The organism is Myxococcota bacterium (genome assembly GCA_035498015.1).
Lineage (GTDB): Bacteria > Myxococcota_A > UBA9160 > SZUA-336 > SZUA-336 > VGRW01.
In genome coordinates this window covers 1-21,613 of sequence record DATKAO010000134.1, presented here as the reverse complement: position 1 = coordinate 21,613, position 21,613 = coordinate 1, and the positions used below count along the sequence as shown (strand labels likewise).

The following is a 21,613-nucleotide window of genomic DNA, read 5'->3' as shown; positions in this document are numbered from 1 at the left end:
TGCGGAGATCCGCCACGCCGGACGGTATGGCTGTGGTGGATGGCCTCAGTCCACCGGGCTCTCGCCGGCTAGCGGTAGAGCTCGCCGCCGGTCGAGCGAAACTCGCGCGACTTCGCGTCGAGGCCCTCCTTGCGCGCGATCTCGGCGTCGACGCGCTGGCTGCGCGCGTACTCGCGGAGCTGCTGCGTGATCTCCATGCTGCAGAACTTCGGGCCGCACATGGAGCAGAAGTGGGCGACCTTCGCGCCCTCGGCAGGCAGCGTCGCGTCGTGGAACTTGCGCGCGGTCTCCGGGTCGAGTGACAGCTCGAACTGGTCCTGCCAGCGGAACTCGAAGCGCGCGCGCGACAGCGCGTCGTCGCGCAGCTGCGCGCCGGGATGGCCCTTGGCCAGGTCGGCCGCGTGTGCGGCGATCTTGTAGGTGATGACGCCGGTGCGCACGTCGTCGCGGTCGGGCAGGCCCAGGTGCTCCTTGGGCGTCACGTAGCACAGCATGGCCGTGCCGAAGGCGCCGATCAGCGCCGCGCCGATGCCCGAGGTGATGTGGTCGTAGCCGGGTGCGATGTCGGTCACGAGCGGCCCCAGGGTGTAGAAGGGCGCCTCGTGACACACCTCGAGCTGGCGGTCGACGTTCTCCTTGATCTTGTGCAGCGGCACGTGACCCGGCCCTTCGATCATGACCTGCACGTCGCGCTCCCAGGCGATCTGGGTGAGCTCGCCGAGTGTCTCGAGCTCGGCGAACTGCGCCGCGTCGTTGGCGTCGGCGATCGAGCCCGGGCGCAGGCCGTCTCCCAGCGAGAAGGCGACGTCGTAGGCGCGCATGATCTCGCAGATCTCGCGGAAGTGCGTGTACAGGAAGTTCTCGCGGTGGTGCGCGAGACACCACTTGGCCATGATCGAACCGCCGCGAGACACGATGCCGGTCACCCGGTCCGCGGTCAGCGGCACGTAGCGCAGCAAGACACCCGCGTGGATCGTGAAGTAGTCCACGCCTTGCTCGGCCTGCTCGACCAGGGTGTCGAGAAACAGCTCCGGCGTGAGATCCTCCGCCTTGCCGCCCACCTTCTCCAGCGCCTGGTAGATCGGCACCGTGCCGATCGGCACCGGGGAGTTGCGCAGGATCCATTCGCGCGTGGTGTGGATGTTGGCGCCCGTCGACAGGTCCATGACCGTGTCCGAGCCCCACTGCACGGCCCACAGCAGCTTCTCGACCTCCTCGTCGATCGACGAGCTGACCGCGGAGTTTCCGATGTTCGCGTTCACCTTCACCAGGAACTTCCGGCCGATCAGCATCGGCTCGCTCTCGGGGTGATTCACGTTGCTGGGCAGGATCGCCCGCCCGCGCGCGATCTCCGCGCGCACCAGCTCGGCTTCGACGCCCTCGCGCAGCGCGGCGAACTCCATCTCGGGAGTCACGATGCCCTGGCGGGCGTAGGCGAGCTGAGTCACCGCGCGCCCGGCGCGCGCGCGCAGCGGCCGCGTGCGCTTGCCGGGAAACTCCGGCGTCTTGGCCCCGCGCCGGCCGTCGTCCTCGGGCCGCGCCGCCCGCCCCGCGTACTCCTCGACGTCGTCCCGCTCGCGGATCCAGCCGTCGCGCAGGTGCGGCAGACCCGCGAACAGGTCGACCTGCTGCGCCGCGTCACCGTGCGGGCCGCTCGTGTCGTAGAGCCGCACGCCCGTGTCCGCGACGTCGCGGACCGGAACGCGCAGGTCGGTCCGCGAGCCGACGAGGTAGGAACGCCGTGATCGGGGGAAGTGCCGGTGCTCGCTCATGTCCGCAGATTACTTTAGAAAGCAGCCGGCGGCTCGTGTTCCGATCATGGCCCCGCCCGACGACGTTTCGCGCCGCTCGAGCGCCATCTGCGCTAGAAGTGCGCGAACAGCGCGAGCTCGAAGGTGCGCGGCTGGCCTGGCGTGCGGAAGCGGGGGTCACTGAAGTCGGGAAAGACTTCGCTCGGGTCGCCGAGCGCGCCGGCGGTGTAGTAGCGCGCGTCGAACAGGTTCACGATCCGCAGCCGCAGCGCGACGTGCGGGGTGAGCTGGTAAGTGCTCTCCGCGTCGACCACGAACCAGCCCGGCACGCCGCCGAGCAGGTTCGCCTCGTCGCCCTGGTAGGTGCGGCTCGACGCGTAGACGGCGGAGACCCCTGCGCTCCAGTCGTCGCTGAGCGAGCCGTCGAGGCCGAGCTTCACGGTGTGCTCGGGCACGTTGGGCATGCGGTCGCCGGGCTTCACGTGGATCTCGCCGTCGGCGTCGGCGCCGGGGTTGTTCGGGCTCGCGATCGCGAGCGCATCGCGGAAGGTCGCCTGCACGTAGCCGTAGCGGAGATACGCGGAAGCGCGCGCGGCGTGGCCCACGAGCTCGGCCTCGAAGCCCAGCCGACGCGTGGTGCCGGCGTTCGAGAAGTATCCCGAGCCCGGCACCGGGCCCGAGGCGACGAACAGGATGTCGTCGGAGTTCCAGGCCGAGTACGCCGCGGCCGACCAGCGCACGGCCAGGTCGTGACTCTCGGCCCACTCCGGCAGGAGGTCGCCGCGCGCGCCGAGCTCGATCGTGCGCGACACCACCTGGTGTAGGTCGGGGTCCGCCGTGAAGGCGTTCGGGATGCGGCAGGCCCGCTCCGGGTCGGCGCACGCCAGCTCGGCGGGCGTGGGCGCGCGGTTCGCCTCCGCGTACGAGAGGTACGCGGTCTGTGCCGCTGCGAAGCGCCAGGTGAGTCCGGCGGCCGGGTTGAAGCGCAGGAAGTCGTGCGTGCCGTCGAGCTCGTCGCCGCGCAGGTCGTGGAGCTCCACGTGGGCCGAGTCGAGCCGGCCCGAGAGCGTGGCCGAGAGCTCGGGTGAGAGCGCGAGCACCTCGGTGAAGTAGGCACCGAGATAGCGGTTCTGTGTGCGCAGGTCGGTGTTCAGGTCCTCGTTGCCCAGCGAGAAGCCCAGTGAGTCGACCTCGCGCGACGGGTCGAGCGTCCCGGCTTCGGCGCGCGTCGAGAAGCGCGTGGTGCCGAGGTCGAGCGATGCGCCCGCCGCGAAGCGGTTCTCCAGGCCCCACAGGTCGCGGTGGTCGGAGAGCTGGCCCGTGGCGCCGAACGCCTGGCTGCGGGTGTTCGTCCGGTTGCGCAGGCCGTCGACGCCGGCGCTGACCGCGACCGGGTCGCCGCGCTCGTCCACCACGACCTGCTCGTCGGGCTCGCCCGCGTTCGCGCAGGTCGAGCTCGACGGGCCGGCGATGCCGGTGCAGGGCGCGAAGTCGGCGCTGTCGCCGTTGGTCGTGTCGAGCTGGCTGCGGCGCCAATACGCGTTGCCTTCGAGCGCGGTCGAGTCATTCCAGGCGTAGCCGCCGTGCGCGGCCAGTCCCACCAGCCACTGGTCCGTCTCGTCGGGTGTGGTGAACACGGCGCGGTAGCTCTGGTCGAGCAGCTCCACCGGCGACGGCCCGTTCCCGAGGAAGTCGGCGCTGGCCAGGGTCAGCGTGACTCCCCCGGCCAGCCGGTCGTTGCGCGCGTCGGCGGACGCGAAGCCTTGGTACACGTCCGAGGGTGAGTCGTGCCGCCAGCCGTGGTCGTGCAGGGCGCTGAACCCGCCGTACAGCGCGTGCGACCCGTCGTTCCAGCCGTACTCGCTGGTGCCGCCGAAGCCGCCGAAGGTGGTGCCGAACGCCGACGAGCTGGCACCGCGCGCGCTGAACCCGTTCTTGGTGCGCAGCGCGACCGCGCCGCCCTGCGCGTTCAGGCCGAACACCGGGTTCGCGCCCGGAGTCACTTCGGCGCGATCGATCGCGAACGAGGGCAGGGTGGACCAGCTCACGCCGTCGCCGAACGGATCGTTCATGCGTTGCCCGTCCTGATAGACCGCGATGCCCTGCGGGCTGCCGAGCACGGGCGAGGCCGAGTAGCCGCGCAGCTCGAACGTGGCGTTGAACGGGCTGCCCTGCGTGTCGGAGAGCGCGCTCGACGGCAAGCGCTGGCCCAGGGTGACGCCCAGCGGCTGCGTCGGGCGCGCTTCGAGCTCGTCGCGCTCGATCACCTGCACGGCCGCGGGCACCTGGTCGCGCGGCACGCCGCTGCCCAGCACGGGAGTCGTGCCGACCGGGCCGGTGTCGTCCGCGCGTGCGCCCCCGGCGAGCGCCATGACGGCGAGCAGCCAGAGCGCCAGGCGAGCCCCACGAGAGAACCATGTGGGCGCGGAACCGCTCACCACGGCGCTGATACTACTCGCAGACCTGCGCGGTCAACCTGCGGGGCGCGCCGGCCTGCTGGCGCTGCACCAGTGACTCGGGCGCGCCCCCTGTGTGCCGCGATTGTGCTAAGCCACGGCAATGGCTGCGAGCGATGCCAGCGCCGTCGAGACCGCGGCCGCGCTCATGAGGAGCTTCGCAGAGCGCACGGGCCTCGAGCCCGAGCGGCCCGAGCGCCGCTACCTGTGGACCGACGCGTTCGCCGTCTGCAACTTCCTCGGGCTCGCCCGCGCCACGCGCGAGCAGCGCTACATGGATCTGGCGCTCCGGCTCGTCGAGCGCGTGCACGCCGTGCTCGGACGCCACCGCCCCGACGACGCGCGCACCGGGTGGCTGAGCAGTCTGGGCGAGCGCGACGGCGAGGCGCATCCCACGCGCGGCGGGCTGCGCATCGGCAAGCCGCTGCCCGAGCGCGGCCGCGGCGAGCCGCTCGACGAGCACCTCGAGTGGGAGCGCGACGGCCAGTACTTTCACTACCTGACCAAATGGATGTACGCGCTCGACCAGGTCGCGAACGCGACGCGTGAGCCGCGCTTCAACCTCTGGGCGCGCGAGCTGGCCGAGGTCGCTCACGCCCGGTTCAGCTACACGCCTCGCGGCGCGGGGTGCCCGCGCATGGTCTGGAAGATGAGCTGCGATCTGTCGCGCGCGCTCGTGCCGTCGATGGGACAGCACGACCCGCTGGACGGACTCATCACCTGCCTGCAGCTCGAGGCGAGCGCGGCGCGGCTCGGGGGCGCGGCGGACGGGCCGAGCCTGGCGCGCGCCGCGGCCGACTTCTCCGCGATGCTCGCGGGCGCCGAGCTGCGGACGGCCGATCCGCTCGGCCTCGGCGGTCTCTTGTCCGATGCGCATCGACTCGCAGAGCTGGTCGAGCGCGGCTCGTCGAAGCACGCGCAGCTGCTCGAGGACCTGCTGGCCGCCGCGCAAGACGGCCTCCGGCACTACGCGCGACTGGGCGAGCTGCGCCAGCCGGCGTCGCAGCGGCTCGCCTTCCGCGAGCTGGGTCTCGCGATCGGCCTGGCGAGCGTTGGCATGGACGCCCGCCTCGCGGCGTGTGCCCCCTATGCGCCGCTGGGGGCCGGGATCGAGAGTTTCTGGCTCGAGCCGGAGCACCGAAGCAACACGACCTGGTCGGAGCATCGCGACATCAACGAGGTGATGCTCGCGACGAGCCTCGTCCCCGAGGGCTACCTGCGGCTATAGCCCGAACGGATAGGTGTCCGGGAGCTCCGGGCTCGGGCGGCGCTCGGCGCCCAGCGGCTCCACCGCGCGCGTCTGGTCGAACCAGAGAAACTCGTCGAACTGGACCGGCAGGATCGCGGTGAAGTAGTGACTCGCGAGCTCCGTCTCCGGGCGGTAGATCACGCCGATGGCGCGCTCGAGACGCGGCGACAAGAGCTCGTCGCGGACCTCACGCCGCCGCGGCTCGCGCAGGGGCAGCGCGAAAGCCGGCACGCCCGAGTCGTGGCAGAGGCGTTCGTAGCTATCCCGATGGGCCGGGCGAACGCGCATGCGCTGCATGGGCGCATCCCAGTTGGAGGCGGCCGCGACCGTGCCGTGGTCGGTGCCGAAGCCGATCGCGTACACGCCGGCGCCGAACTTCGCGCGGCACAGCTCGCCGATGTTGAGCTCGCCGCGCGCGCTCATCTCCGTCGCGCGAGCGTTCCCGACGTGCGAGTTGTGCTCCCATACGATGCCGCGCGAGCGGGGTCCGTGGAAGGCGAGCAGCGCCTGCAGTGTCTCGAACATGTGCGTGTCGCGCAGGTTCCATGACGCCGCGGAGCCGTAGTACATGGTGCGGTAGTAGGCCTCGGCGCCGGCGACGACGCGCGCGTTCTGCGCAGCGTCGAAGAAGCTCTCGCCGTCGCGCGCCGCGTAGTCGAGCCGCCGCTGCAAGAGCTCGCGCAGCATGTCGACCACCGCCGCCTCCGAGCTCCCGTAGCGGCCGCTCAGGACGGCCTGACCATAGGCGGCCGGGTCCCGCTGCCACGGGGTCAGCGTGCCGTAGCGCGCACGCGCCACGCGCGCGGCGTCCGGGTCCACGCGGTCGAGATACTCGAGCACGTGCGCAATCGACGTGAACAGGCTGTACAGGTCGAGCCCGTAGAATCCGGCGCGCCGCGTGTGCTCGGGCTGCTTCTGATTGCGGGCGCGCAGCCAGGACACGAACTCACTCACCTCTTCGTTGCGCCACATCCAGGTCGGGAAACGCGAGAACGGCGTGAATTCGACCGGAGAGCGCGGCGCGTCGCTGACGTAGCGGTGGATCCGCATCGCGTCCGGCCAGTCCGCCTCCACCGCGACGAAATCGAAGCCACGCCGCTCGATCAGCTCGCGCGAGATGCGTGCGCGCATGCGGTAGAACTCGCTCGTGCCGTGCGTCGCCTCGCCCAGCAGCACCAGGCGCGCGTCGCCGATGCGCTCCACGAGCGCGTCGAGCGAGTCCGTGTGGAGGTCGGCAATCGGCTCCGCGGCCTCGTGGATCAGCTTGGGCACCGCAGCGTCGGCGTGCCGCGTGCGAGGCGCGCGCGCCACCTGCGCCGGCTCCTTCTCGGGCCAGCCCTGACTGCCGATCAGCGGCACGAAGCGCACCTCTCCAAGCGGCTCGGTGTGATGGCGGCCGCCGGCTTCGCGAGTCACGCGCACGAGTGTCTGCAACGTCTCGTCGGGTCCCACGGGCATCACCAGCCGCCCGCCCGGCGCGAGCTGGTCCAAGAGCGCCTTTGGCACGTCGGGCCCGCCGGCCGCGACGGCGATCGCGTCGTAGGGCGCGTGCTCGGGCCAGCCGAGCGTCCCGTCCGCGCAGAGCACGTGGACGTTGCGGTACCCGAGCCTGGCCAGGCGCTCGCGCGCGACCTCGGCGAGCGGCTCGAGCCGCTCGACGGTGAACACCTCGCCTGCGACCCGGCTCAGCACCGCCGCGGCATAGCCCGAGCCGGTCCCGATCTCGAGCACGCGCTCCCCACCGCGCAGACCCAGCGCGTCGATCGTGACGGCGACGATGTACGGCTGCGAGATCGTCTGGCCGCCCGCGATCGGCAGCGGCGTGTCCTCGTAGGCGAACTCGGCCAGCTCCTGCGGCAGGAACTCCTCGCGCGGCACGCTGCGGAACGCAGCGAGCACCCGTGCGTTCTCGATGCCGCGCCCGGCCAGCTGTAACTCGACCATGCGCTCGCGCTCGTCGGTTGCTCCCACGGCAGCTCCTCCTCGAGCTACGGAGACGCAAAGCACGTACCGGCGCAGCGGCGTCCAGTCGCGGGCGATCGGCGCACGCTCGGGACTGACCGCCTCAGCCCAGCGTCAAACCGCCCCATCTCAGGACTGGGCTGCGCGCGCCCTGGTCATCCACCTCGACCGACCACGCACGGTCTCGACCTACCGGCACGTCGCGGTCGTACTGGCACGCGGGATCGGGGAGCGCCCGGCCGCGGAACCGCGAGACTGGCCCGCCCATTGTCCTCGTCGCTGTCGCATTCGTTCGGCGCGCCACTTTTCCCACCGATCTAATGGCAGCACGGCCGGGCCGGCGCTAAGAGGGATGGACATCGGGCGCGCAACGCGCGACCGGAGGAAGGAGTTCAGCGATGGAGTGCACGGAACACGAGAAGCACGGCGGGCACATGCATGGACCGGGCTGTGGGCACACGGCCCTCAGGCACGAGGGGCACATGGACTACCTCCACGAGGGGCATCTGCACCACGTTCACGGCGACCACATCGACGACCATCGCATCACGATCAGCGCGAACAACCCGGACTCCTGCACGCCCGGCCACGTGTGCAACGGACACGCGGCGGGTCACAAGCACGGAGGAGGTTGCGGGCACGAAGTGGTCCCGCACGGCGAGCACGTCGACTATCTGGTCGCCGGCCACCTGCACCACGCGCACGGCACGCACTGCGACGACCACGGGCGCGTCTAGCCTGAAAATCCGCCTGTCGGCGGTTCGATTCCGCCCTGCGCCACACCCCGAGATCGGCGCGCGAAGATCCTGGCGACTGACTCGACGCTGATCTGAACGCGCGCACCGTGAGGTCGAGGGGCGTCATGTATCACGCGACCACGGTCGCGGGCGAAGTGCCGTCGTAGTTCGGGCGCGCCTGCCGGGGACGTGCCGCGGTACGGTGGCAATGGACAGCGCCGCGCGGTGTGTCACCTAGGCGCGCGCCAAGTGACCGGATCTGCTGGAGTGGTGGCGATGGAGGGACTCGAACCCCCGACACGGCGGATATGAGCCGCCTGCTCTAACCACCTGAGCTACATCGCCACGGGAAAACGGGCGGCACACGATAGTCGGGCACGCCCCGCGCTGCTAGAGCAGCTTCAGGTACTCCAGCAGCTGCGAGAGCTGGTCGTCGGTCAGGGTGATTTCCTTGGCGGCGGCGATGGCGCGGATGCAGGTGGCCAGATCGGGCCAGCGGCCGTCGTGGCCATAGGGGCCGCCCGCCGATACGCCGCGCAGCGTGGGCACGGCGAACGCGCCGCCCGTGCCCACGTCGTAGCGCAGCAGGCGCGCGTAGGCGGGCGGCTTGTGACAGCCCAGGCACGCGTCCTGCGCCACCGCGAAGCCGCGCCGCGCGGCCAGCGACACCGGCTCGTTCGGCGTGCCGTCGGGCTGCAGGCGGCCGCGGTCGAAGGGCGCGAGCGAGAGCACGTAGGCCTCGAGCGCCTCGCGCTCGCGGCCCGCGAGCTTCCCCCCGCGCATCTCGACCGCGAACATGCGGTCGACCGCCTGGGCGAGCGTGGTGGCCGAGTTGTCCCACAGATAGGGCGCGGTCTGCCAGGCGCCGCGCAGGGACAGCGTGCGCCAGCCGCCGGGTGTGCCCGGCGCGACCGGGCTCCCGTCGAGATACACCTTCATGTCGGACCCTCCGCCCGGGTGACACGTGGCGCAGGCGCGCGAGCCGTCGCCCGAGAGCTTCGGGTCGTTGAACAGCATGGCACCGCGCTGCACCAGGTCGGGGTCGAGCGCGGGCGGCGTGGTCGGCGGGCCCTTCACCGCCATGAGGAACGTGCAGCCGGTGAGTGAGCCCGCGGCGGCCGCGGCGAGCAGCAGCCTAGTGACTGTGGAGCAGGACATGTTTCTGCACCTTTCCCGAGGCGGTCCTCGGCAGCTCGGCGACGACCACGACCTCGCGCGGGAGCTTGTAGCGCGCGAGGCGCTGGCTGGCCCACGCGAGCAGCTCGGGCGCGTCGAACGGCGCGCGTGCCGGCACCACGTAGGCGCGGCCCGACTCGCCCCAGCGCTCGTCGGGCACGCCGACCACCGCGACCTCCGACACGTTCGGGTGCTGCCCGAGCACGCGCTCGACCTCGGCGGGATACACGTTCTCGCCGCCGCTGATGTAGAGCTCCTTCGAGCGCCCCACGAGAGTCACGAAGCCCTCGGCGTCCACCACGCCCAGGTCGCCCGTCCGGTGCCAGCCGCCGATGCGGCTCGCAGCGGTCTCCTCGGGCCGTCGCCAGTAGCCCAGCATCACGATCGGGCCGCGCACCTGGACCTCGCCGGTCTCGCCGCAGCGCACGGGGCGGCCCGACTCGTCGGCGATCCGCACCTCGCCGAAGGTCACGGGCCGCCCGACCGAGCCCGCCTTGCGGCGCGCGTCGGCCGCATCGAGGCAGCACAGGATCGAGGTCTCGGTCTGTCCGTAGCCCTGCTTCAGGCAGATGCCCGCCGCGAAGTAGCGCTCGAGCGTCTCGGGGGAGATGGGCGCGCCGGCCGTGAAGGCGAAGCGCAGTGACTGGAGCTGCTCGGGCACGAGCCCGGCCTCGAGCATGCGCGTGTACATGACCGGCACGGCGCCGAGCAGGGTGGCGCGGTGGCGCGCGACGCACGCCTGCAGCTCGCGCGCGTCGAAGCGGTCCACCAGCACGAGCGTCGCGCCGCAGTACAGCGCGGGCACCGACAGGATCTTCAGCCCGAAGGAGTGGAAGAGGGGGATCGGGCAGACCACGACGGAGCTCGAGTCCAGCTCGAAGTAGAGCTCCGCGTTGCGCGTGTTCCAATAGGTCTTCCGGTGCGGCAGCACGGCTCCCTTGGGCGTGCCGGTGGTGCCGCTGGTGTACATGATCACCTGCGCTGACTCGCCGCCCGGCGCGGGAGCCGGAGCTTGGTGACTCGCGGTGTGCGCCGACAGCTCGTCCGGTGTCAGCGCCCGGGTGCCGGCGCGCGCGGGCAGCGCCGAGTCGGCGGCCCGCACCGCAAGCCGCGGCTCGGAGTCGTCGAGCTGGAAGGCCAGCTCGGCCGCGGTGAGTCGCGTGTTCAATGGCAGCGTGATCGCGCCCAGGCGCGCCGCGGCGAAGTAGAGCTCGAGATACAGAGGCTCGCTCGGCAGCGCGAGTGCGATGCGGTCGCCGGCGCGAAGACCCAGCCCGGCGAGCGCCGCCGCGTGGCGCTCGACGCGCGCTGCGAGCTCGCGGTACGAGATCCGCTCACCCGTGCGCTCGACCGCGATCGCCGTGTGCTCGGGGCGCTGGGCCGCGTGCAGCGCGAGCCAGGTGCCGACGTTGGCCTCGGGTCCGGGATCGGGGCGCATCGGGCGGCGAGTGTGACACAATCGGCCCCGTGAACCTCCGCGGCCAGCCCGTTCGCGTCGGCGATCTCGTGCACAGCGCGCGCCGCCCGGTGTCTCCCGAGATCGTCGCGTTCTACTGCGACACCTTCCGCGACCGCAATCCGCTGTACCGCGACGGGCTCGCGCCGCCGCTGCTCTACCACAGCGAGGTCTACAGCCACATCGACCGCTGGTATCTGAAGCGGCTGGTCGGGAACCTGCACGCGCGCCAGGAGTGGCAGCTGTTCGCGCCGCTGCGCACGGGCAAGGAGCTCGCGACCCGCTCGACCGTGGTCGAGCGCTACCGCAAGCGCGACCGCGACTTCGTGGTCAACGAAGTCGACTACTGTGACTCCGACGGGCGTCTGCTCGTGCGCTCGCGCACGCACCAGTCGTTCCTCGCCGACGAGCGCTCGGCCGCCGAGAACGTGGTCGACCGCGACACGGCCGCGAAGAAGGAGCGCCCGCAGCCGGGCGCTAGCGGCGGCAAGGAGCTCGAGCCGGTCGAGCTCGAGGTCGACCTCGCGACTTGCTGGCGCTTCAGCGGCCCGGTGAAGAACTACCACACCGACCGCGACGAAGCGCGCAAGCTCGGCTTCCCGGACGTGGTGGTGCAGGGCATGCTGTCGACGTGTCTGGTGTCTCAGCTCATGGCCAACGCCTTCGGCACGGGCTGGCTCGCCGGCGGGCGCATGGACGTGAAGCTCGTGAACGTGCTGTGGGGCGGCGAGCGCGTGCGCGCGCGCGGCAAGCTCGTGGGCACGGAGCCGGAGGGCGGCGCGCGGCGCAGCTCGGTCGAGGTCTGGGTCGAGAAGGACGACGCGCGGCGCACGCCGGTCGTGGTCGGAACGGCCTCAGCTCTGGGGGACTGACTCGAGCTCGGCCAGGAAGCGCTCCAGCGCCTGCGCCATCTCGTGCGCCGAGGCGTAGCGCTGGTCGGGGTTCTTCTCGCAGGCGCGCTGCAGGATGCGCACGAGTGACTCGGGGATCTCCGGCCGCAGCCGGCGCGGGTCGGGCAGCACCGCGTGCAGCTGCTGGTCGACCACGCCCTCGCCGCTGAAGGGGCGCTGCGCGGTCGCGATCTCGAACATCGAGATCCCGAGCGCATACAGGTCGGTGCGGCCATCGATCTCGCGCCCGAGGATCTGCTCCGGCGGCATGTACTGCGGCGTGCCCTTGGCCTCGCTCTTGGCCTCGTCGCCGGTCTCCATGACCTTGCTGATGCCGAAGTCCATGAGCTTCACGGTGCCGTCGGCGGCGAGCAGCATGTTCGACGGCTTCACGTCGCGGTGGATCACGTTCTGGCGGTGCGCGTAGGCCAGCGCGTTGCAGATCTCGCGGCCGATCTCGGCCACGCGCTGGGGCGGCAGCGGCTGCTTCTCGCTCGAGCCGCGCACGCGCATGACCTCGCGCACGGTGCGGCCCTGCACGTACTCCATCACGATGCAGGGCTGGCCCTCGATCACCGCCACGTCGTAGATGTGCACGATGTTCGGGTGGTTCATGGCCGCGGCCGCCCGCGCCTCGCCGCGGAACATCTTCAGCGCCTCGGGGTTCGCCGCCAGCTCGTGCGGCAGGAACTTGATCGCGACCGGCCGTTCGAGCTCGCGGTCCCAGGCCAGCTTCACGATGCCCATGCCGCCGCGGCCGATCTCGTCGCGCAGCTCGTAGCGCGCGGACTCGAGCGCGGCGGCGGGCAGGGTGGCCGGTCCGCTCGCGCGCTCGCGCAGCCGCTCGAGCCGCGCCTCGACGTCGGCGTAGCCGGGGTCGACGGCCGCGATCTTCTCCAGTGACTCGACCGCGCTCGAGCCGTCGCCGAGTCTCTCGAGCGCGGTGGCCAGCGTGAGCAGGAGCTCGAGGTCGTCCTTCTCGGGCGGACCTTGCACGGCCAGCGCTTGCAGCCGCTCGCGCGCGCGGTCGATCAGGCCCTTCTCGAGGAAGATGCGCGCGAGCAGGCGCGAGGCCGCGCGCGCGTCGGGTGAGGTCGGGGGAATGCGCTGCAGGATGTCGATCGCGCGCTCGTACGAGCCGACCTCGTAGAAGGCGGCGCCGGCCTCCAGGTTCTTGCCCTCTTCGAGCGCCAGCTCGGCGGCGCGGGTGCGGTCGCCCGCGCGCTCCCAGGCGGCGCGGGCCTGGGTGATCTCGCCCGCCTTCTCGTGGCAGTCGGCAGCGCGCTCGAACGCGCCCGAGCGCGCGTAGCACTCGGCCGCCTTCGAGAAACGGTTGATCTTCTCGAACAGCTCGGCGGCGCGGCGCGGCTCACCGGCTTCGGCGTAGGCGACCGCGGCGCGCTCGAAGTCACCCGCGGACTCGTACAGGTCGGCAGCGCGCGCCAGGATGCGCGGCTTGCGGCCGCGCGCCTGGAGCAGAGTGTCGGCGGCCTCGACCCCGAGGCCGGCGCGCCCGAACAGCCGCGCCGCGCTCTCGGGATCGCCGAGTCTCTGGTGGATGCGCGCGGCGCGCTCGAGCTCGCCGCCGCGCTCGAGCAGCTCCGCCGCGGCGCGCTCGTCGCCCAGCGTGAGGAGTGACTCGCCGGCTTCGGCCCAGGAGCCCGCCGCCTCGTAGTGATGCGCCGCCTCGGCGTGCCGGCCCATCTCGCCGTAGACCTTGGCCGCGCGCGCCGGCTGCTTCAGCGCGAGATAGGTGCGCGCGAGCTTGGCGTTGGCGCCTGCCTTCTCGTAGAGCGGCAGGGCGCGCGCCGCCTGGTGGCGCTCCACCAGAAGGTCGGCCGCGCGCTCGATCTCGCCGCGCGACACGAGTCTCTGCACGTCGGCCTCGCCCCCGGTCGGCGCCTCGCGCTGCTGCCGGCGCCGCACCATCCAGGCGAGCAGGAGACCGCCACCCAGCCCGACCAGCGCGCCGATCGCGAGCGGGTGGTCGTCGGCGAGGCGCGCCAGAATGGCGGCGAGCCCACTCGCGAACCTGGCGATGCCTTCCAACCCGCACCTCTCTCGACGCAGCTCGAACCCGGCGCACACGCAGGCCGCGGCGCCTTCGTAGGTTTTCGGCGGCCGGCAAGTGTCTGTTGAGGGGCGCGCGCGCCGCGGGCCGCGTACCCTCGCCGCATGCCCGGACGGCTCGACCCGGTGCACCGCGAGCTGGCGCGCTTCCTGCGCGGCGAGGGAGTCACGCGCACGGCGCGCGTGCTGGCGGCGGTGTCCGGCGGTCCCGACTCGGTGGCGCTCCTGCACGCGCTCGTCTCGCTGGGCCAGCGCGTAGGGGTGGCCCACGTGCACCACGGGCTGCGCGGCGCCGAGGCCGACCGCGAGGCCGACTTCGTGGCCGAGCTGTCACACCGGCTGGGCGTGCCGTTCCACGCCGAGCGGGTCGACGCGCGCCGCCGCGACGGCCGCTCGCCCGAGGCGCGTGCGCGCGCGCTGCGCTACGAGGCGCTCGAGCGCATGCGCGACGCCGGCGGCTACGCCAGCATCGCCACCGCGCACCACATGGACGACCAGGCCGAGACCGTGCTGCTGCGCGCGGCGCGCGGCACCGGCCTGGCGGGGCTGGCGGCGATCCGGCCCGCGCTCGACGGCGGACGCGTGCTGCGGCCCCTGCTGGGACTGCGCCGGGCGGAGCTGCGCGAGTATCTCGCGCGGCGCGGGCTCGCCTGGTGCACGGACTCGTCGAACGCCGAGTGGATCGTGCCGCGCAATCGCCTGCGCGCCGAGGTCCTGCCGGCGCTCGAGTCGCTCGCGCCCGGCGCCGTCGCGCACCTGGCCGAGCTCGCGGCCCGGGCGCGCGAGGCCGACGACGCGGCTCGCCCCGAGCTCGAGGCCTGGCTCGCACGCGCGGCCGAGCCGGGAGAAGGCGGGGTGTGGCTCGAGTGCGCGCCGCTTTTGTCACTCGACCCGGCGCGGCGCCGGCGCGCGCTGGCGGAGCTGGCCGGACGGGCCGAGCTGGGCGAGCGCATCACGCGTGCGCAGCTCGTGCGCATCGAGGCGTTCGTGGCTGGCGCGCGAGCAGGCGCCCGGCTGTCACTCACCGGCACGCGCTCGCTCTACCGCGACCGCGCGCGCGTCTGGCTGGGGCCGGCCTCGGGGCCCCACTTCCCGCCGCCGGTGCGGCGCGCGCTCGCGGCGGGCGACTCGCTCGAATTTCCCGAGAGGGGCCTTCGTCTTTCCTGGGTCGATGCCCGGAGCTCGCCCGCCGTCGCCGCGCTCGACCGCTTCCCGGTGGCCCCCGCCGACGCCTGCACCGTGCGCAGCGCATGTGACGGCGATCTCGTTCGGGTCCGGGGCCGGGAGCGCCGCCTGGCGGAGGTATTCGCGGGCGCGCGCTGGGCACGCAGGGAACGTGCACGTGCGCTCGTCATCGAAAGGTGTGGCGAGATTGTCTGGGTACCCGGCCTCTGGGCGGCGCACGGCGCGCCTGCCGCCGAGGTGAGTTGCGAGATCCGGGCGGAGCGACTTTCGAGCCCGCGCTTTACTTGTTAGATTGCGAGAGAATCCGAGCGTTTAGCAGTCCAATCGCCCCAAGCCCGGCCGTCGATCGGGCCACGTTCCCGGGCACATCGGAGGTGCGTTGAACCATCTCTACAAGAACCTGCTGACACTGGCGATGGCCATGTTCGTCCTCCTGGCCATCTTCAGCCTGTTCGGAAGCACGCAGCAGGAAGCGAACGAAGTCACTTACTCGGAGTTCCTGTCTCGGCTCGAGCAGGGCGACGTGGCCGAGATCGTCGTGAAGGGCGAGCACATCGACGGCAAGCTCAACGACAACTCCACCTTCACCACGAACGGCCCGACCGACGGCGAGCGCTTCCAGAAGCTTCTGCGCAGACACGAGGTGAAGACGACTTACAAGCAGCCGGACGACACCGGCGTGTGGCAGTCGCTCCTGCTGTCGTGGCTGCCGATCCTCGCCTTCACGGGGCTCTGGTTCCTGCTCTTCCGCCAGCTCCAGTCGGGCGGGGGCAAGGCCATGAGCTTCGGCAAGTCGCGCGCGAAGCTCCTGTCCGAGAACCAGCAGCGAATCACTTTCGCCGACGTGGCGGGCATCGAGGAGGCCAAGGCCGAGCTGGAAGAGATCGTCGCGTTCCTGCGCGATCCCAAGAAGTTCACGCGCCTGGGCGGGCGCATCCCGAAGGGCGTGCTGCTGATCGGCCCGCCGGGCACCGGCAAGACACTGCTCGCGCGCGCGATCGCGGGCGAGGCGGGCGTGCCGTTCTTCTCGATCTCGGGCTCCGACTTCGTCGAGATGTTCGTGGGCGTGGGCGCCAGCCGCGTGCGCGATCTCTTCAGTCAGGGCAAGAAGAACGCGCCCTGCATCATCTTCATCGACGAGATCGACGCCGTCGGCCGGCACCGCGGCGCCGGCCTGGGCGGCGGTCACGACGAGCGCGAGCAGACGCTGAACCAGCTTTTGGTCGAGATGGACGGCTTCGAGTCGAACGAGGGCGTGATCATCATCGCGGCGACGAACCGCCCCGACGTGCTCGATCCGGCGATGTTGCGCCCGGGCCGCTTCGACCGCCACGTCACCGTGAATCGCCCCGACCTGCGCGGTCGCGAGGCGATCCTGCGCGTGCACGTGCGGCGCGTGCTGCTCGCCGCCGACGTGAACCTGTCGGTGATCGCGCGCGGCACGCCCGGCTTCTCCGGCGCCGACCTGGAGAACCTCGTGAACGAGGCGGCGCTGCTCGCGGCGCGCCGCGACGGTGAGGCCGTCGCCATGCGCGACTTCGAGCTGGCCAAGGAAAAGGTGCTGATGGGCGCCGAGCGCCGCAGCATGATCCTGTCCGAGAAGGAACGGCGGATCACCGCCTTCCACGAGGCGGGTCACGCGCTGATCGCCATGCTCGAGGAGCACAGCGACCCCGTGCACAAGGTCACCATCATCCCGCGCGGCGGGGCGCTGGGAGTCACGATGACCCTGCCCGCCGAGGACCGCTACTGCGTCTCGAAGGAGGAGCTCCTGGCGACGATCACGCGCGCCATGGGCGGGCGCGCCGCGGAGGAGCTCGTGTTCCAGCACTTCTCCACGGGTGCGGCCAACGACCTCGAGAAGGCGACCAAGATCGCGCGCGACATGGTGTGCAGCTACGGCATGAGCGAGAAGCTCGGCCCGGTGACTCTGTCGGACGACCACAACCCGGTGTTCATCGGGCGCGAGTTCGGCGCGACACCGAAGCACAGCCCCGACAAGGCGCGGCAGATCGACGACGAGGTCTTCTCGATCCTGTCCGACCGCTACGCGCGCGCCAAGCAGATGCTGATCGACCGCCGCGACGTGCTCGACCGCATCGCGCACGCGCTGCTCGAGCGCGAGACGCTCGAGGAGAGTGACCTGCGGCTCCTGCTCGATGGCCGGGAGCTCCCGGCCCTGCCCGAGCCGCAGCGCTCGCCGGGCGTGCCCGCTCGTGCGACCCCCGAATCCGAGGGAGCGCGCCGCCGCTTCGGCGACAAGCCCGTCCCCGACCCCGAGCCGGTTCCAGGATAGCCCCATGTCCGCCCCGCCGGACCAAGGCCCGCGGGTGATCGTGGCCGGGGTGGTCAACGTGACTCCGGACTCGTTCTACGACGGGGGTCGGTGGGCTTCGTCCGACGCCGCGATCGCGCGCGGGCTCGAGCTGGCGGCCGAGGGCGCCGATTGGCTCGATGTGGGCGGTGAGTCGACGCGACCCGGCTCCGAGCCGGTCCCGGTCTCGGAAGAGTGCGCGCGGGTGCTGCCCGTGATCCAGGGGCTGGCCAAGCGCTGCGCGCTGCCGATCTCGGTCGACACCCGCCGGGCCGAGGTCGCAGACGCGGCCCTCACCCGCGGGGCCCGCGTGGTGAACGCGGTCTCGGGGCTGCGCGATCGGGCGCTGGCCGATGTGTGCGCGTCGCACGGCGCGACGCTCGTGCTGAACCACATGCGCGGCGAGCCCGCAACCATGCAGCGCACGCCGAGTTACACCGACGTGATCGGCGAGGTCGCGCAGGAGCTCTTGGCCGATGCGGCGCTCGCCGAGGCCGCGGGTGTGCCCCGCGCGCAGATCTGGCTCGACCCGGGCATCGGCTTCGGCAAACACCCGCGGCACAGCGTGGAGCTCATCGCGCGCCTGTCCGAGCTGGTGGCGCTGGGCTACCCGGTGCTCGTGGGTCCCTCGCGCAAGAGCTTCCTGGCCGAGCTCACGGGCGTTCCAGCCGACGAGCGCCTGCCGGGCACGCTCGCGGCCGCGACCGCCTGCGTGCTCGAAGGCGCCGCCGGGCTGCGCATGCACGACGTGGCCGCCGCGCGCCAGGCGGTCGACGTGGCCGCGGCCATCCGCAGGGCCCGAACGGCGGGTGACTCGTGATTCCCGTCGTCTACGCCTGGCTGCTCGACCGCTGGCAGACCTTCTCCGAGAACTTCCAGCCGGTGCGCGACACGATCGACATCCTGGTCGTGGCCTGGGTCGTGTACTGGCTGCTCATGCGCATCAAGGGCACGCGCGCGGCGCAGATGGCCCTCGGGCTCCTGATCCTCGTCTTGGCCTGGCGGCTCGCGAGCCTGCTCGAGCTCGCGACCATGAGCTTCCTGCTCGACAACTTCCTGTCGTCGGGCTTGCTCGTCTTGATCGTGATCTTCCAGTCCGACATCCGTCGCGCGCTGACTCGTGTGGGGCGCGGCGTGTTCGGCTCGACCCGCACCCAGGAGGCGCACACGATCGAAGAGATCGTGCGCGCGTGTCAGGCGCTCGCGCAGCGGCGCGTGGGCGCGCTGGTCGCGATCGAGCGCGAGGTGCACCTGGACGAGTTCGTCGAGCAGGGCACGCCGCTCGACGCCGAGCTCACGCGCGATCTCCTGATCGCCATCTTCCTGCCGTACTCTCCGCTGCACGACGGCGCCGTGGTGGTGCGCCGCGACCGCATCGCCACCGCCGGCTGCATCCTGCCGCTGGCCATGCGCGCCACCCTGCACGAGTCACTCGGCACGCGCCACCGGGCGGCGGTGGGAGTCACCGAGGAGACCGACGCGCTGGTCGTGGTGGTGTCCGAGGAGAGCGGCAAGATCTCGCTCGTGGCGGGCGGCGAGATCCGCGAGGACCTCGACGGCCCGCACCTGCGCGAGGCGCTGCTCGAGCTCTCAGGCGGCGGCGCGCGCGAAGGCGAGCCCGAGGGCGAGGCGGAGACCGGCGAGGGCGAGGTCAAAGAGTCGCGCGTCGCGGAGGTGCGCTAGGGCCATGCGCATCTTCGACAACATGCTCTACAAGATCGTGTCACTCCTGATCGCGTGCGTGTTGTGGGCCGCCGCGCAGGGAGTCACCGACGTGGAGCAGAGCCTCGACGTGCCGATCGCGGTCGAGAAGGTGCCCGACAACCTGGTGGTGGTGGAGGAGTCGGCGCACGAGATCAACCTGCGCCTGGTGGGCAGCCGCGCCGCGCTGCGCCAGGCCTCGAAGACGCTGCAGCACTACACCGTGTCACTCGAGGGCGCGAAGGCCGGCGAGGCGCGCCTGGCCGTGAACCGCGAGGAGCTCACGGTGCCGCGCGGCGCGCGCATCGCCGCGCGCTCGCCGTCGACCGTGGTCTACACGCTCGAGCCCGTGGTCGCGAAGACGGTGCCGGTGCGCGCCGACCTGGCGGGCGAGCTGCCGGCCGGGCTGCGGCTCGTGCGCGTCTCGCTGGAGCCCAAGGAGATCGCGATCCTGGGCGCCAAGAGCTCCGTGCGGAACATCCGCGAGGTGGTGACCGACCGCATCGAGCTCGCGCGGCTGCGCGAGACGGCGGTACTGGAGAGCTCGGTCGCCCTGGGCTACCCGCACGTATGGCGCAAGGATCCGGACGGGGGGCCGATCCGAGTGACCGTGGAGGTCGAGCCCGCGGCGGGCCACTCCACGGGCGAGTGATTCTCGGCGCGTTTGAGGGAGAACGTGGGCAGCACGAGACAGCTCTTCGGCACCGACGGCATCCGCGGGCGAGCCAACGTCTACCCCATGACCGGCGAGGTCATGATGCAGCTCGGCCGCGCGGTGGCGCTGGTGTTCCGGCTCGGCCCCAACGGCTCGCACGCACCGCGCGTGCTGATCGGCAAGGACACGCGCCTCTCGGGCTACATGCTCGAGGACGCGCTCGCGGCGGGCCTGTGCTCGATGGGCGTCGACGTGCTGCAGGTCGGCCCGATCCCGACGCCGGGGCTCGCGTTTCTCACCGTCGACATGCGCTGCGACGCGGGCGCCATGATCTCGGCCTCGCACAACCCGTTCGAGGACAACGGGGTGAAGTTCTTCTCGCGCGACGGCTTCAAGCTGCCCGACGAGCTCGAGTCGCGGGTCGAGGAGCTCATGCAGTCGCCCGAGCTCGAGGGCGCGCGCGCGCTGGGTGCCGACCTCGGCCGCGCACGGCGAATCGACGATGCGTCGGGGCGTTACATCGTCTTCCTCAAGAAGAGCATTCCCCGCAGCTGCACGCTGGAAGGGCTGCGCATCGCGATCGACTGCGCGAACGGGGCCGCCTACAAGGTCGCGCCCACGGTGCTCGAAGAGCTCGGCGCCGAGGTGGTCGCGGTCGGCAACCGGCCCGACGGCACGAACATCAACGACGGCTGCGGCGCCACGCACCCCGAGCACGTGGCGGCAGTGACTCGCGAGTCCCGCGCCGACCTGGGCATCGCGGTCGACGGCGACGCCGACCGGGTCATGCTGATCGACGAGCGCGGCGAGCTGGTCGACGGCGACCAGATCCTCACGTTGTGTGCGCTCGACCTGAAGCGGCGCGGCGCGCTCAGCGCGGACGCCGTGGTCGGCACCGTGATGAGCAACCTGGGCATGGAGCGCGCGCTCCACGCGCACGGCATCCGTCTGGTGCGGGCCGACGTGGGCGACCGCTACGTGGTCGAGGCCATGCTGCGCGAGAAGATCAACCTGGGCGGCGAGCAGTCGGGTCACCTCGTGTTCCTCGACCACAACACGACCGGCGACGGCATGCTCTCGGCGCTGCAGGTGCTGGCGCTCATGCGCCGCGAGGAGCGGCCGCTGTCGGAGCTCGCACGGGTCATGCAGCGCACGCCGCAGGTGCTGAAGAGCGTGCGCGTGCGCACGAAGACCCCGTTCGGCGAGATCCCGGAGTTCGCGCGCGCGCTGGCCCAGGCCGAGCGCGCGCTGGCCGGAAACGGACGCGCCAACGTGCGCTACTCGGGCACCGAGCCGCTCGCCCGGGTCATGATCGAGGGCGACGACGCGGCGCGCATCGAGACACTCGCGCAGGAGCTCTGCGAAGTCCTGCGCAAAGCGATCGGAGACACCCGCTCATGAGCGAACGCCGCCTCGTCGTGAACGTCGACCACGTGGCCACCGTGCGGCAGGCGCGGCGCGGGCTCGAGCCGGATCCAGTCACGGCCGCGGCGCTCGCGCAGCTCGGCGGCGCCGACGGCATCGTGGTGCACCTGCGCGAGGACCGGCGGCACATCCAGGACCGCGACGTGCGGCTGCTGCGCCAGACCGTGCACGGCCAGTTCTGCCTCGAGATGGCCGCGACCCAGGAGATGCTCAAGGTCGCCCTCGAGGTGCGCCCGAGCTCGGTGACGCTCGTGCCCGAGCGCCGCGAGGAGCTCACCACCGAGGGCGGGCTCGACGTGCAGAGTCGGATCGGCGAGATCGGCGAGATCGTGCGGGCGCTGGGCGACGGCGGCGTGCGCAGCTGCCTGTTCGTCGACCCCGACCTCGAGCAGATCAAGGCCGCCCACCGCGTGGGCTCGCGCGCGGTCGAGATCCACACCGGCCGCTACGCCGAGCGCGGCCCCGACCACGAGAACGAGGTGCGGCGCATCGAGGACGCGATCCGGCTCGCCGCGAAGCTCCACCTCGAGATCGGCGTGGGTCACGGGCTCGACTACCGCAACGTCGCGCGCCTGGCGCGCATCGG

At 71.9% G+C, this 21,613-nt stretch carries 16 protein-coding genes and 1 tRNA gene; 10 read left to right on the top strand and 7 right to left on the bottom strand.

Annotated features, from left to right (window positions below):
• Nucleotides 1-68 precede the first annotated feature (68 nt).
• Together thiC and VMR86_12070 are read right to left on the bottom strand one after the other, a co-directional pair.
• A complete protein-coding gene (gene thiC / locus VMR86_12075; protein HTO07779.1) occupies nt 69-1,772 on the bottom strand; it encodes a phosphomethylpyrimidine synthase ThiC in 1,704 nt (567 codons plus the stop codon).
• Nucleotides 1,773-1,864: 92 nt separating this feature from the next.
• Nucleotides 1,865-4,123, bottom strand: coding sequence for a TonB-dependent receptor (locus VMR86_12070; GenBank protein ID HTO07778.1), 2,259 nt, complete (start codon nt 4,121-4,123; stop codon nt 1,865-1,867).
• Nucleotides 4,124-4,310: 187 nt separating this feature from the next.
• Between VMR86_12070 and VMR86_12065 the strand changes: the two genes are divergently transcribed.
• A complete protein-coding gene (locus VMR86_12065) occupies nt 4,311-5,435 on the top strand; it encodes a hypothetical protein (GenBank protein ID HTO07777.1) in 1,125 nt (374 codons plus the stop codon).
• Here VMR86_12065 and VMR86_12060 read toward each other — a convergent pair.
• A complete protein-coding gene (locus VMR86_12060) occupies nt 5,430-7,427 on the bottom strand; it encodes a protein-L-isoaspartate(D-aspartate) O-methyltransferase (GenBank protein ID HTO07776.1) in 1,998 nt (665 codons plus the stop codon). The genes VMR86_12065 and VMR86_12060 overlap by 6 nt on opposite strands.
• A gap of 389 nt (nt 7,428-7,816) precedes the next feature.
• On the opposite strand from VMR86_12060, the gene VMR86_12055 reads away from it, so the two are divergent.
• On the top strand, nt 7,817-8,155 hold the full coding sequence (locus VMR86_12055) for a hypothetical protein (GenBank protein HTO07775.1): 339 nt from the start codon (nt 7,817-7,819) through the stop codon (nt 8,153-8,155).
• A 268-nt stretch (nt 8,156-8,423) separates the two neighbouring features.
• On the opposite strand, the gene VMR86_12050 is transcribed toward VMR86_12055, so the two are convergent.
• The 3 genes from VMR86_12050 to VMR86_12040 all read right to left on the bottom strand — a co-directional run bounded on the left by VMR86_12050 (nt 8,424) and on the right by VMR86_12040 (nt 10,769).
• Nucleotides 8,424-8,500: transfer RNA gene (locus VMR86_12050), tRNA-Met, on the bottom strand.
• Nucleotides 8,501-8,545: 45 nt separating this feature from the next.
• Complete coding sequence (locus VMR86_12045) at nt 8,546-9,313, bottom strand: cytochrome c peroxidase (GenBank protein ID HTO07774.1); 768 nt, start codon at nt 9,311-9,313, stop codon at nt 8,546-8,548.
• Nucleotides 9,291-10,769, bottom strand: coding sequence for an AMP-binding protein (locus tag VMR86_12040; GenBank protein ID HTO07773.1), 1,479 nt, complete (start codon nt 10,767-10,769; stop codon nt 9,291-9,293). Before VMR86_12040 ends, VMR86_12045 begins: the two co-directional genes overlap by 23 nt.
• Nucleotides 10,770-10,798: 29 nt before the next feature.
• On the opposite strand from VMR86_12040, the gene VMR86_12035 reads away from it, so the two are divergent.
• Nucleotides 10,799-11,659 (top strand): MaoC/PaaZ C-terminal domain-containing protein, encoded by an 861-nt coding sequence (locus VMR86_12035; protein HTO07772.1) that lies wholly within the window; start codon nt 10,799-10,801, stop codon nt 11,657-11,659.
• Here VMR86_12035 and VMR86_12030 read toward each other — a convergent pair.
• Entirely contained in the window at nt 11,642-13,726 is a 2,085-nt protein-coding gene (locus VMR86_12030) for a protein kinase (protein ID HTO07771.1), read from the bottom strand. The two genes, VMR86_12035 and VMR86_12030, sit on opposite strands and share 18 nt — an antisense overlap.
• 126 nt (nt 13,727-13,852) lie before the next feature.
• On the opposite strand from VMR86_12030, the gene tilS reads away from it, so the two are divergent.
• From tilS to VMR86_11995, 7 genes are all read left to right on the top strand, one after another.
• Entirely contained in the window at nt 13,853-15,223 is a 1,371-nt protein-coding gene (gene tilS, locus VMR86_12025; GenBank protein HTO07770.1) for a tRNA lysidine(34) synthetase TilS, read from the top strand.
• Between the two features lie 124 nt (nt 15,224-15,347).
• Complete coding sequence (ftsH, locus tag VMR86_12020; protein ID HTO07769.1) at nt 15,348-17,228, top strand: ATP-dependent zinc metalloprotease FtsH; 1,881 nt, start codon at nt 15,348-15,350, stop codon at nt 17,226-17,228.
• A gap of 4 nt (nt 17,229-17,232) precedes the next feature.
• Complete coding sequence (folP, locus tag VMR86_12015; protein HTO07768.1) at nt 17,233-18,066, top strand: dihydropteroate synthase; 834 nt, start codon at nt 17,233-17,235, stop codon at nt 18,064-18,066.
• Nucleotides 18,063-18,929 carry a diadenylate cyclase CdaA gene (gene cdaA, locus VMR86_12010; protein ID HTO07767.1) on the top strand — a complete coding sequence of 289 codons (867 nt, stop codon included), beginning with the start codon at nt 18,063-18,065 and terminating at the stop codon, nt 18,927-18,929. Before folP ends, cdaA begins: the two co-directional genes overlap by 4 nt.
• Before the next feature lie 4 nt (nt 18,930-18,933).
• The gene (locus VMR86_12005) at nt 18,934-19,599 is read left to right on the top strand and encodes a CdaR family protein (GenBank protein HTO07766.1); all 666 of its coding nucleotides are present in this window, start codon (nt 18,934-18,936) and stop codon (nt 19,597-19,599) included.
• A 24-nt stretch (nt 19,600-19,623) separates the two neighbouring features.
• Nucleotides 19,624-21,003: a phosphoglucosamine mutase gene (gene glmM, locus VMR86_12000; GenBank protein ID HTO07765.1), complete on the top strand. Its 1,380-nt coding sequence runs from the start codon at nt 19,624-19,626 to the stop codon at nt 21,001-21,003.
• The coding region (locus VMR86_11995) for a pyridoxine 5'-phosphate synthase (protein HTO07764.1) at nt 21,000-21,613 on the top strand (614 nt) is incomplete at its 3' end. The genes glmM and VMR86_11995, both read left to right, overlap by 4 nt.

What these genes read in the sequence shown, in the direction of transcription:
- thiC (HTO07779.1), bottom strand. Translation starts at nt 1,772, where the DNA reads ATGAGCGAGCACCGGCACTTCCCCCGATCACGGCGTTCCTACCTCGTC.
- VMR86_12070 (HTO07778.1), bottom strand. Translation starts at nt 4,123, where the DNA reads ATGGCGCTCGCCGGGGGCGCACGCGCGGACGACACCGGCCCGGTCGGC.
- VMR86_12065 (HTO07777.1), top strand. Translation starts at nt 4,311, where the DNA reads ATGGCTGCGAGCGATGCCAGCGCCGTCGAGACCGCGGCCGCGCTCATG.
- VMR86_12055 (HTO07775.1), top strand. Translation starts at nt 7,817, where the DNA reads ATGGAGTGCACGGAACACGAGAAGCACGGCGGGCACATGCATGGACCG.
- VMR86_12045 (HTO07774.1), bottom strand. Translation starts at nt 9,313, where the DNA reads ATGTCCTGCTCCACAGTCACTAGGCTGCTGCTCGCCGCGGCCGCCGCG.
- VMR86_12040 (HTO07773.1), bottom strand. Translation starts at nt 10,769, where the DNA reads ATGCGCCCCGATCCCGGACCCGAGGCCAACGTCGGCACCTGGCTCGCG.
- tilS (HTO07770.1), top strand. Translation starts at nt 13,853, where the DNA reads ATGCCCGGACGGCTCGACCCGGTGCACCGCGAGCTGGCGCGCTTCCTG.
- ftsH (HTO07769.1), top strand. Translation starts at nt 15,348, where the DNA reads ATGGCCATGTTCGTCCTCCTGGCCATCTTCAGCCTGTTCGGAAGCACG.
- folP (HTO07768.1), top strand. Translation starts at nt 17,233, where the DNA reads ATGTCCGCCCCGCCGGACCAAGGCCCGCGGGTGATCGTGGCCGGGGTG.
- VMR86_12005 (HTO07766.1), top strand. Translation starts at nt 18,934, where the DNA reads ATGCGCATCTTCGACAACATGCTCTACAAGATCGTGTCACTCCTGATC.